The 11,046-nt window shown below is 59.5% G+C and carries 9 protein-coding genes; 3 read left to right on the forward strand and 6 right to left on the reverse strand.

Annotated features, from left to right (window positions below; genetic code table 11):
* Positions 1 to 114: 114 nt before the first annotated feature.
* The 5 genes from CDA56_RS10565 to dalD form a co-directional block, all read right to left on the reverse strand.
* A complete protein-coding gene (locus CDA56_RS10565; protein ID WP_103814580.1) occupies positions 115 to 1,269 on the reverse strand; it encodes a mandelate racemase family protein in 1,155 nt (384 codons plus the stop codon).
* Between the two features lie 299 nt (positions 1,270 to 1,568).
* Positions 1,569 to 2,231, reverse strand: coding sequence for an HAD family hydrolase (locus CDA56_RS10570; protein WP_047723268.1), 663 nt, complete (start codon positions 2,229 to 2,231; stop codon positions 1,569 to 1,571).
* Between the two features lie 48 nt (positions 2,232 to 2,279).
* Positions 2,280 to 3,557 (reverse strand): D-arabinitol transporter, encoded by a 1,278-nt coding sequence (dalT, locus tag CDA56_RS10575; RefSeq protein ID WP_025107791.1) that lies wholly within the window; start codon positions 3,555 to 3,557, stop codon positions 2,280 to 2,282.
* 69 nt (positions 3,558 to 3,626) lie between these two features.
* Positions 3,627 to 5,090 carry a xylulokinase gene (gene xylB, locus CDA56_RS10580; RefSeq protein ID WP_103814582.1) on the reverse strand — a complete coding sequence of 488 codons (1,464 nt, stop codon included), beginning with the start codon at positions 5,088 to 5,090 and terminating at the stop codon, positions 3,627 to 3,629.
* Positions 5,091 to 5,099: 9 nt separating this feature from the next.
* Positions 5,100 to 6,467, reverse strand: a complete 1,368-nt coding sequence (gene dalD / locus CDA56_RS10585; RefSeq protein WP_032693709.1) for a D-arabinitol 4-dehydrogenase — start codon at positions 6,465 to 6,467, stop codon at positions 5,100 to 5,102.
* A gap of 206 nt (positions 6,468 to 6,673) precedes the next feature.
* On the opposite strand from dalD, the gene CDA56_RS10590 reads away from it, so the two are divergent.
* Positions 6,674 to 7,615: a sugar-binding transcriptional regulator gene (locus CDA56_RS10590; protein ID WP_064380163.1), complete on the forward strand. Its 942-nt coding sequence runs from the start codon at positions 6,674 to 6,676 to the stop codon at positions 7,613 to 7,615.
* Positions 7,616 to 7,629: 14 nt separating this feature from the next.
* On the opposite strand, the gene CDA56_RS10595 is transcribed toward CDA56_RS10590, so the two are convergent.
* Positions 7,630 to 8,631 carry a LacI family DNA-binding transcriptional regulator gene (locus CDA56_RS10595; protein ID WP_025107794.1) on the reverse strand — a complete coding sequence of 334 codons (1,002 nt, stop codon included), beginning with the start codon at positions 8,629 to 8,631 and terminating at the stop codon, positions 7,630 to 7,632.
* Positions 8,632 to 8,889: 258 nt separating this feature from the next.
* Here CDA56_RS10595 and CDA56_RS10600 point away from each other — a divergent pair, with 258 nt between their 5' ends.
* Both CDA56_RS10600 and CDA56_RS10605 read left to right on the forward strand, forming a co-directional pair.
* Complete coding sequence (locus CDA56_RS10600; RefSeq protein WP_004852583.1) at positions 8,890 to 9,639, forward strand: SDR family oxidoreductase; 750 nt, start codon at positions 8,890 to 8,892, stop codon at positions 9,637 to 9,639.
* A gap of 30 nt (positions 9,640 to 9,669) precedes the next feature.
* A partial coding sequence (locus tag CDA56_RS10605) for an FGGY-family carbohydrate kinase (RefSeq protein ID WP_104011351.1) occupies positions 9,670 to 11,046 on the forward strand: 1,377 nt, incomplete at its 3' end.

The following is an 11,046-nucleotide window of genomic DNA, read 5'->3' on the forward strand; positions in this document are numbered from 1 at the left end:
TGTTTGCCTGTACTGTAGGGTACATGTTGCCGGATGACGGCATTTTCGCCTTATCCGGTCTACCGGGCCGCAGGCCCGATAAGCGCAGCGCCATCGGGCATTTATTTTTTTGAATCAGTCGTGGCTAACGGTATTGGCTTCGATATACGCAAAATTAATGTCTTCGCCGAGGCCCGGACGTTGTGACAGATGCACAAAGCCCTGGTCATCCATCGGGTCAACAATGCTATTGAGATAAGCCGCCGGTTCATCGTAGTCGAGGAACGGATGCAGCAGGCCGCGCTCGTACCAGCGGCAGTTGCGGATCGCCCCGACCACCGCCAGGCTTGCCGCGCCGTTGCCGTGGACTTCGCAATCCATGCCGAAAGATTCCGCCAGCGCCGCGACCTTCATGGTCGGGGTAATACCGCCCACGCCGTTAGCGCCGGCGCGCAGAATGTCGCAGGCTCCGGCTTTCACCCATTCGGCGCGCATGCGGTGCTTACCGCCGAAGCTCTCCGGCCCGACGATGGGGATCGACAGATTTTCCGCCAGCCACGCGTAGGAGGACATCGAATCCTCCTCCATCGGCTCCTCAAACCAGGCGAAGTTGAGTTTTTCCAGCTCTTTGCCGATCCACAGCGCCTCGGCGCGGCTGTACCAGTGATAGCCGTCAATCATCAGGTCAATATCCGGCCCCACCGCTTCGCGCACCGCCGCGCAGGCTTTAATGTCCATTTTGGGATTGGGCGCAAAAGAGATTGGCGGCATCCAGGTGTGCAGCTTGATGGCCTTGTAGCCGCGGGCGACCAGCTTTTCGGCAAAGGCGGCATACTCCTCCGGGGTCGACAGACCGCCCGGCAGATCGTCGCCGCACATCGTGCTGCCGTAAGCCGGGACGATGTCGCGATAGCCGCCGAGCAGCTTGTAAACCGGCATCTTAAGGCTGCGGCCTAGCAGGTCCCACAGCGCCTGTTCAATAAACGACAGCGCGCGCTCGGTCAGCTGGTGAGCGCTGCCGCGCTGCCAGTGGTTAAGATCCTGCCAGATACGCTCGCGGTTAAACGGGTCCTGCCCCACCAGCACCTTGCGGAAAAAGGTATTCACCACGAACGGGCGCACCACTTCCGGAGGCGCAAACGAAAAGCCCTGCGCGCCATCATCGGCGGTGATGGTCAGCATCGCCATTTTGGCCATGCTTTCAGCCCCCGGATGGGAGTGCCCGGCGCTGTCGGAAACCCGACGCGTGGGATACTGGAAAACGGTGACATTTACAGATTCAATTTTCATGCACGGTCCTTATCACGGCCAAATCCGATCGATAGAAGCAAATCGGCAAAGTGGTTTCACATTATTGAAAATATGTTTCAATATCTAATCTAAGCACAATTACGCAGCAGTGCCTCGGACAAACACCGCTAAGCAAGGCAATAAATTTGGGCATTGGCACAACAAGGCGTGACTGTTTTCACAAAAGATAAGCGAAATGTGAGGCGGATCGGCATGGTGAAAAAGGGGGGCGTGAGCGCAGAAAAGAGAGTAACCGACCGTGTACATCCCGGGATTTTCTGCGCTCACGAAAGGGTGAGTTATTCGACCGCCTCTGGCTCGGCGGTGAGGGCTTCCAGCAGTTCAGGCAGCGCCCGATAGCGGCCAGCGGCGCCCTGAAAACGCGCATGCTGGCTATCTTCGGCAATCACTATCGTGGCAATCCCCGCCGCCCGGGCGGCGCTAAAGCCGTTGAAGCTGTCTTCGATCACCAGGCACCGGCTGGCGTCGAGATTCAGCTTATCCAACGTTGTCAGATACACCGCCGGATGCGGCTTGCCCTGCGCTTCATCATCCGCGCTGCAAATCACATCAAAATAGTGCCAGAGCGAGAGCTTGTTCAGCACGGCGGCGATAACCTGCCGGGACGAGGAGGTGGCGAGGGCAATTTTATAACCGGTATGGCGAAAATAGCGTAACGCCTCATGCACGCCGCGCATCGGCTCGCCTTCGGCGGCGATCAGGCCAGTAATACGCTGCAATATCGCGGCCTCAAGCCGCTGCGGGGCAAGCTCAAGCTGGCAATAGCGGCACCAGGTGCGGGCAATATCGTCGAGGCGTTTGCCTTTGGTCAGGGTTTCGCACTCCTCGACGCTCGCCGTTGCTCCCCACTGCGCGAGGGCGTCGATTTGCGCCTGCCGCCACAGGGCTTCGGAATCAATAATTACGCCATCCATGTCAAAAATCACTGCCTGAATACTCATCATCCACCTCATTAAGGCCGGCATGCCTGGCATGCCGGCCGCATCACCTTAAGAGAACTCCACCTGCTCGCTGGCCGGCGCTTCCTTGTGGGTAAAACCCGGCTGCTCGACGCGAATAAACGCACAGAGGAAAAAAGCCGCCACGTACAGCGCGGTATAGGCGATCACCACTCCGATGGTGCTGAAGAACGGTAGCAAAATTACTGCAATGGCCGGCGCGAGAAAGTTCGACATCCCCGCCGACAGGTTATATACCGAAATGGCCGCGCCTTTGTGCTTCGGCTCCAGCGCCGGGAAAACGGCCGCCAGCGGTACGAACGCGGCGACAAAGATCCCCAGGGCGATAGCCGGAAGCAGCGCCATCGCGAAGTTATGTCCGAAGTGCTGCGGAATGTAATAAAACGCCAGGCTGGAGAGCGCCATGCCGATGCAGCCGAACCAGCGCACCACCTTCATCCAGCCCAGTTTTTCACCCAGAATGCCCCACAGCACGTTCGAAAAAATGGTGGTGAAGAAGAAGACCGCCCACACCTGCAGCCATTCCGAGGTAGTAAAGCCCAGCTCATCGACGAACATCATCGGCATAATCACCGCAAAGCCGAACAGCGACAGGGTGTTGATAATTCGCACCATGCTCGACAGCAGAATATTGCGGTTGGTATAGAGCAGCGTCGCCGCGCGGCCCAGTTCGGCAAACTTCTCGCGGGTGGTCAGGTTCTGCATATGGTGCGGCGTTTTAATATGGCGCAGGGAAGCCAGCGCAATGATGCCGCCGGTGACGCAGAAAGCCAGCGCCAGCCACAAAGTCCCCAGCTCGCCGATATGCGGGATGGTAAAGCTCGGAATATAGCTGCCGAACACGCCGATGCCGATCGAGTAAACTGCCCAGAACCAGCCGATCGCCGAGCTGGCGTTATCGCTTTTCACGTTGTGGATAATGGCGACGATAAACGAGTAAAGGAACAGCGGATACGCGAAGCCGCGGATGCCGTAGAAAACCAGGATCAGGGCATAGTTCGCGTGACCAAGGCCGAAAACGAGGAACAGCACGTGGAACACGCACCACAGCACGAAGCCAATCATCATGGTCTTCAGCGGCGTGATGATTTCCGCCACCACGCCGGAGATCCACGCCGACAGCGCGGCGGCCAAGCCGTAGAGGGTAAAGGCGAACGATGCCTGCGCCGGGGAGAACCCGAGCTCTTTGATGTAGTGCGACAGGAATGCCAGTTCAAAACCGTCGCCGGTCATAAATACGGCAATGGCGATGTATCCCCAGAGCAGGTTCAGGGGTAAACCGAGCCACTGTTTATTATTGATGGACATAATGACCTCGTTTTTAGGGTACAGGAGGCCGCTCCGGTCAGTTCACCGGAGCGGTTATGGTGATAAAAATTAATGCTGCCGATAGTTCAGATCGTTTAAATACAGGGTCTTAAACTGCGCATAGCGCCGCATCAGGGTTTGATGGCGTACCGGGTCCGCGCGCCAGGTCAGCCAGATCTCCGGTTTTTCACAGACTTCGGTAATCGGTTTGCCCGCCGCCAGGCAGGCCAGCCGCGCCGCGCCCAGCGCGCCGCCGGTCTCACCGCCTTTGTGGGTCACCACCGGCATATCGAGGATATCGGCCAACAGCTGCGCCCAGAACGGGCTGCGGGCGCCACCGCCAACCAGCGAACATTGTTCGATCTGCGTACCGCTCTCTTTCAGTACCTGCAGACCGTCGCTGATGCCGAAGCTCACCCCTTCCAGCACCGCGTAGCCGAGCTGGGCGCGCAGGCTGGAGTGGGTCATGCCCCAGAACATGCCGCGCGCGTCAGGATCGTTGTGCGGCGTACGTTCGCCGGAGAGATAGGGTAAGAAGAACGGCGCGTGGGACTTCTCCTCTTCGCTAAGTTCGGCAATCTCCTCCAGCAGCGCCACTTCCGTGGTGCCGGTCAGGCGGCAGAACCACTGCAAACAGCTGGCGGCGCTGAGCATCACGCTCATCTGATGCCACAGATTCGGCAGCACGTGACAAAACGCATGGACCGCCGACTGCGGAGCCGGACGATAGGCGTCGGTCACCACAAACAGCACCCCGGAGGTACCAAGCGAAATAAACGCATCCCCCGGTGAAACCGCCCCGACGCCGATCGCGCTGACCGCGTTATCGCCGCCGCCTCCGGCTACCGCTACCGAGGCGTTCAGCCCCCAGCGTTCGGCCACCTGCGGGTCAAGGGTGGCGGAAACCTCGCAGCCTTCAACCAGGGTCGGCATCTGGCTGCGCGCCAGGCCGCATTTATCCAGCAGAGCGTCGGACCAGTCGCGCTTCGCCACGTCCAGCCACAGCGTCCCGGCGGCGTCGGACATATCGGAGACTTTTTTACCGGTCATCCGGTAGCGCAGATAATCCTTCGGCAGCAGCACCGTGGCGGTGCGCTGAAAGTTTTCCGGCTCATGGCGACGCACCCACAGCAGCTTCGGCGCGGTAAAGCCGGGCATCGCCAGGTTTCCCGCCACCTGATGCAGCTCCGGCGCCCTCTCCTCCAGCTCCGCGCACTCCGCGGCGCAGCGGGTGTCGTTCCACAGGATTGCCGGGCGAATCACCTCCCCCTCGGCATCCAGCAGGACCGCGCCGTGCATCTGCCCGGAAAGGCCAATGGCCTTAATAGCCGGCCAGTGCTGGGCGCATTTTTCCCGCAGCGTGGTCATCAGATATTCCGTCGCCTCCCACCATGACTGCGGCGACTGTTCTGACCAGTGCGGATGGGGCCGCTGAATGCTCAGCGGCGCGCTATGGCTGGCGATAACCTCATTGTTCTCATCAATGACCAGCGCTTTGACTTCCGATGTGCCGAGATCGATACCCAGATACATAGCCACCTCTTAGTTAATCAGCGTATAAACGGCCGCCACTTTTTCGCGCATCAGCGCGAGGAAATCGGCGTTTTCGGCCAGTTCGCCAAACAGCGCTTTATCGCGGGCGTAAAGGGCCAGCGGATCGTTGGCTTCAAACATCTGATGCACCCCCTCGGCGTCGAGGATGCCGTCCTGGTACTCATACGGCAGGGTGCCCTTGTGCCACTGCTCCATAAAGACGAAGAACAGCGCGGGCAGCATGGCGGTGGCTTGCGGGCGAACGCCGCGCTGGTAGCACTCCTGCAGGGTTGGGGCGATCATCGCCGGAATTTTCGAGAAGCCATCGGCGGCGACGCGCTGGTTGGTGTCCTGGATATATGGGTTGGTAAAGCGTTTGAGCACCACGTCGCGATAGGCCGGCAGGTCAATGCCATTATCGCCGAGGCATGGGATCACATCTTCCGTAACGTAGCGGTCGGCAATGGCGTAGATGAAATCCGTTAGCGTGCTTTCATGAATGTACTGCTGGCCAATTAACGTTCCCGCCCACGCAATGCAGCTGTGCGAAGAGTTCAGAATGCGAATTTTCGCCTCTTCGTAAGGAATCACCGACGCCACCATCTCAACCCCGACCGCTTCCAGGTTCGGGCGTTCATCGCGGAAGTTGTTTTCCACCACCCACTGGATAAAGGTCTCGCCCATCACCGGCGCTTTATCGTCAATGCCGGTCTGCGCTTTGATGCGCGCGGGCAGGTCCGCCGCCGGGCGCGGGGTGATTCGGTCGACCATGGTGTTCGGACAGGTGGTGTTGGCGGCCATCCAGTCAATCACCGCCTGCTTGCCGGTTAGCTGCAGGAACTCAACCATACCGTCGTGGAAGCGTTCGCCGTTATGGCGCACGTTATCGCAGTTCAGCAGAGTCAGCGGCCCGGCGTTGTCCGCCATACGCTTTTCCAGAATCCGCGCGATAGTGCCGTAAATCGTTTTGCACTCCCCTGCCAGATCGGCCTGCAAATCAGGGTTGCTGGTTTCCAGCTTATGGCGGGTATTCAGGTAGTAGCCACCTTCCGTCACGGTGAAGGCGATGACTTTGGTCTGCGGGTTTGCCCCTTCGTTAATCAGCGGCTGCAGCCCGGCCTGCCACGGCAGCAGTTTCTGAATGGAGGTGATCTCTTCATATTCACGTTCCCCTTCCGGGCTGACGGTTTCCAGCACATAGCGCCCGCCCTGCGCCGCCAGCGCCTGAACCACCTGTTCGGCGTCGTTGCGGATATTCCCCGCCGCGATGTGCCAGCGTTTATCTCCGGAAGCGATCAGACGATGCAGATACCACGCCTGATGCGCGCGATGAAAAGAACCCAGACCAATGTGAAGCCATGTGAATTGATTGTTCATGTTCCGCTCTCCTTGAGTTGATGGCCTCACTGTAAATGATCAATTGACCAAAATAAGAGCCACGGATCACAAAAGAACAATTACCCAATAAAATTACAAATGACCAGAAAAGAGCAAAAGCTTGCCAGTTTTCCCGACCACGGCGAGAATGCGGGTATTCGCCGGGCGAAATTATCGCCGCGGCCCGACACTTAGGGCAGGAAAGCATGAGCAAAGAAGATGATATCCGGCTGGATCAAAAGGTCCGCGCCGCGTGGATGTACTACATCGCCGGGCAGAATCAGAGCGAGATCGCCAACCAGCTTGGCACGTCGCGGCCGGTGGTACAGAGGCTGATCGCCGCCGCGAAAGAAGAAGGGATTGTGTCGATTAGCCTGCACCACCCGGTGGCGAACTGCCTCGACTATGCGCAGCTGCTGCAGGAGAAGTACCGGCTTATCGAGTGCAATATCGTCCCCGCCTTTAACGAAGAAAGCACCCTGGATAGCGTCTCCTTCGGCTGCTATCAGCTGATGGCCCGCTATCTGCAGGATGATAAAGAGAAAATCATCGGCCTGGGTTCCGGCCTGACCCTGAAAAAAGCGCTGCAGCGCATCGACTTCGACAGTCTGAACACCCGCTGCGTCGCCCTGATCAGCGCCATGGACGCCGACGGCCAATGTAACTATTACGATGACGTCCCGCTGCTGCTGACCAGCAAAATTAAGGCCAAGTACTATCAGTGGCCCGCGCCGCGCTACGCGCAGACCCAGGACGAGTACGACATGTGGTGTACCAGCCGGCTGTTTCGCAGCGTTTCCGCCGTCGCCCGCCGGGCGGACGTTATTTTTGTCGGCATTGGGCCATTAGGTACCCAAAGCCCCATCTTCAAAGATGGCTTTATCAATCAGGCGCAGATGGATGAGCTGACCGCACGCGGCGGCATCGGCGAGATCATGGGACGCTTTATCGATGCCGAAGGCGGCGTGGTGGAGAGCGAAATCAACAGAATGATCACCAGCTACGATATCCGCCAGAACCAGTGCCCGCGCATCGCGGTGGCGTGCGGCGAGTACAAACGCCCGGCGATTCTGGCGGCGCTTAAAGGCGGCTGGATCAACGGTCTGGTGACCGACGAGCATACCGCCCGCTGGCTGCTGACGCGCTAACGGCGGCAGCCGGATCAGCGGCTGCTCATCAACAGCGGCGGGATTTCAATCCGCTGCTGCCCGGCCTCGCCGGCGTCAATAATCGTGAACACCGCTTCCAGCATCGCCGGCACGTCCTGCTGCACCATGTCGATATCGTGCCCCAGCAGATAGACAAACGGGTCCCAGTCGAAGCAGCCCATCGGCGGCTGCTCGCTGCCGGTAAGTCCCGCCTGCGACAGCCAACGCACCACCCCTTCCAGCGATATTGTCGAGTTGACAAATAGCCCCGGCAATGGGGTCTTTGCGGTAGCAAACCGCTCCTGCAGGCAGGCCTCAACTTTGCCTTTTGAATAGCCGGGCGCCAGGATATTTTCCTGCGGCACGACCAGCCCCTGCTCCCGATGCGCATCGTGGAAGCCGCGTAAACGCTCGCGGGTGTTATGGTCGCTGCTGCGCCCGCCGATAAAGGTCAGCGGCGCCAGCGCTCCCCGGCGGCGAGCGCTGTTGGCGAGGATTTTGTGGGTCAGCGCCTTCGCGCCGCCGTAGTTATCCGATATCACCGACGGGGCGACAGAGCCCGGCAAGTCGAGATTGACCGTGGGCACGCCTGCCTGCTGGCACAGGGCGGTAATTTTGTCCGGATTGGTTGCCCCAGTGGCCACCACCCAGTCAACCTGCCAGGAGAGCATCGCTTTTACCGCTTCGATCTCCAGCTCCGGCCTCCGGCGCGTACAGGTGATAATCGGCAGCAGGCCGCGCTCGCGGGCCATCTCCTCAAAGCGCTCCGCCACCGAACCGAAATAGCGGTTATCGTATTTGGGGATAATCATACCGATGACGCGCGATTTTTTGCTGCGCAGCATGCTGGCCTGGCGGTTAATCGCATAGCCCTGCTCCTCGGCAATCCGCGTCACCTTTTCGGCAAGCTTCGCGCTGATGCGGCGCTTTTTCCAGTTGCCGTTGAGGATAGCGCTCACCGCGCTCGCCGAAACGCCGGACAGTTCCGCCAGGTCGTAAATCGTGATTTTCTTCATTTTCCCAACTTGCGTCACAAAATCATTTCGCTGTTAATTTCCCCACTTGCTCAATCGATGAAGCTAGCGCAACATGAGCTTCATCGATTGAGCTTCCATTTTACTTCCCGAAGTATTAACGCATTCAGCGTGAATACGCCAGCGAACATCAAAAAAATGACGCTCATATTCAATACCTTAACAAGTTTTCGTCTCCAGCGTCGAACGCGATGCCCTCGCGTTCGATAGTTCCAACCAGACTCTGTAAAGGATTATAAAATGAACCACTCTGTCTCCTCTATGAATACTTCCCTTAGCGGTAAAGTCGCCGCCATTACCGGCGCGGCGTCCGGTATCGGCCTCGAATGCGCCAGAACCCTGCTGGGCGCTGGCGCAAAAGTGGTGCTTATCGACCGTGAAGGCGAGAAGCTCAACAAACTTGTCGCCGAACTCGGCGAAAACGCCTTCGCCCTGCAGGTTGACCTGATGCAGGCGGATCAGGTCGATAATATTCTGCAGGGTATTTTGCAGCTTACCGGGCGTCTCGATATTTTCCACGCCAACGCCGGAGCTTACATCGGCGGGCCGGTGGCCGAGGGCGATCCGGACGTGTGGGACCGCGTGCTGCACCTCAACACCAACGCCGCCTTCCGCTGCGTGCGCAGCGTGCTGCCGCATCTTATCGCGCAAAAGTCCGGGGACATTATCTTCACCAGCTCTATCGCGGGGGTGGTGCCGGTGATCTGGGAGCCTATCTATACCGCGTCGAAATTTGCCGTCCAGGCGTTTGTTCATACTACCCGCCGCCAGGTTTCGCAGTACGGCGTGCGCGTCGGCGCCGTGCTGCCGGGCCCGGTGGTCACCGCCCTGCTGGACGACTGGCCGAAAGCCAAAATGGACGAAGCGCTGGCCAACGGCAGCCTGATGCAGCCGATTGAGGTGGCCGAGTCGGTGCTGTTTATGGTGACGCGCTCGAAAAACGTCACCGTGCGCGACATTGTGATCCTGCCGAACAGCGTGGATCTCTGACCGTTCAACCAGACTCTGTGAGAGGATGTTATGCAAATCGATACGCAACATATTATTGGCGTCGATGTCGGTTCGGGCAGCGTTCGCGCCGGGGTGTTCAATCTGCGGGGCGAGCTTCTCGCCCACGCGACCCGGGAAATTACCCTGTTTCGCAGCGCCGGAAGCGTGGTCGAACAGTCGAGTCGCGAGATCTGGCAGGCGGTGTGCTACTGCATTAAAACGGCGGTGGCCAGCGCCGGGGTCGCGCCGTCATCGATTGCCGGAATCGGCTTCGATGCCACCTGCTCGCTGGTGGTGATTGGCGATAACGACGCCCCGCTGGCGGTCGGGCCTTCGGAAGATGCGGAGCGCAACATTATCGTCTGGATGGATCACCGCGCCACCGGGCAGGCGGAAAAGATCAACGCCACGGGCCACGCGGTGCTGCAGTACGTCGGCGGTAAAATCTCGCCGGAGATGGAAACGCCGAAAATTCTCTGGCTGAAGGAGAACCGCCCGCACATTTATCAGCAGGCGCGCCACTTCTTCGACCTCGCCGATTATCTCACCTGGCGCTCAACCGGCGATTTAGCCCGCTCGGTCTGTACCGTGACCTGTAAATGGACCTACCTGGCGCATGAACAACGCTGGGATGCCAGCTACTTCCGCCAGATTGGCCTCGAAGAGCTGGCGGATGAAGATTTTGTCCGCATCGGCCAGCGGATTGTCGATCCGGGAACCCCCTGCGGCGACGGCCTTTGCGCCACGGCGGCAGAGGAGATGGGCCTGCCGGTCGGTACTCCGGTGGCGGTCGGTATGATCGATGCCCACGCGGGCGGTATCGGCACCGTCGGCGTGCTTAACGGCGCGGTTAACAATATGGCCTACGTCTTCGGCACCTCCTCCTGCACCATGACCACCACTCAGGAAGCGGTGTTCGTGCCCGGCGTCTGGGGGCCATATTACTCGGCGATGGTGCCGGGGTTCTGGCTGAGCGAAGGCGGGCAGAGCGCGGCCGGAGCGGCCATCGACCAGCTGCTGAGCTTCCATCCCACCGCCGCCGAGGCTAAGGCGCTGGCCAGGGCGCGCGGCGTCCCGCTGCCGGTTTATCTTGCCGATAGCGTGCTGGCGAAAGTGGAACGTCCTTCTGCCGCGGTCAAACTCGCCGCCGGGCTGCACGTGGTGCCTGAATTTTTAGGTAATCGGGCGCCGCTGGCCGACCCGCACGCGAAAGCGATTATCGCCGGGCTGGGGATGGAGCGGGATCTGGACAACCTGATGGCGCTCTACGTCGCCGGATTGTGCGGTATCGGCTACGGCCTGCGGCAGATTATTGACGCCCAGAAGGCGTGCGGCATCCACAGCGAGCATATCGTCATCAGCGGCGGAGCCGGGCAGCATCCGCTGGTGCGCCAGCTGCTGGCGGAC

Origin of the sequence: Klebsiella michiganensis (assembly GCF_002925905.1) — a bacterium.
Classification (GTDB): domain Bacteria; phylum Pseudomonadota; class Gammaproteobacteria; order Enterobacterales; family Enterobacteriaceae; genus Klebsiella; species Klebsiella michiganensis.

Excerpts from the sequence above, each read along its gene's own strand:
- CDA56_RS10595 (WP_025107794.1), bottom strand. The coding sequence starts at position 8,631 with ATGAAGAAAATCACGATTTACGACCTGGCGGAACTGTCCGGCGTTTCG.
- CDA56_RS10570 (WP_047723268.1), bottom strand. The coding sequence starts at position 2,231 with ATGAGTATTCAGGCAGTGATTTTTGACATGGATGGCGTAATTATTGAT.
- CDA56_RS10590 (WP_064380163.1), top strand. The coding sequence starts at position 6,674 with ATGAGCAAAGAAGATGATATCCGGCTGGATCAAAAGGTCCGCGCCGCG.
- CDA56_RS10565 (WP_103814580.1), bottom strand. The coding sequence starts at position 1,269 with ATGAAAATTGAATCTGTAAATGTCACCGTTTTCCAGTATCCCACGCGT.
- xylB (WP_103814582.1), bottom strand. The coding sequence starts at position 5,090 with ATGTATCTGGGTATCGATCTCGGCACATCGGAAGTCAAAGCGCTGGTC.
- dalT (WP_025107791.1), bottom strand. The coding sequence starts at position 3,557 with ATGTCCATCAATAATAAACAGTGGCTCGGTTTACCCCTGAACCTGCTC.
- dalD (WP_032693709.1), bottom strand. The coding sequence starts at position 6,467 with ATGAACAATCAATTCACATGGCTTCACATTGGTCTGGGTTCTTTTCAT.
- CDA56_RS10600 (WP_004852583.1), top strand. The coding sequence starts at position 8,890 with ATGAACCACTCTGTCTCCTCTATGAATACTTCCCTTAGCGGTAAAGTC.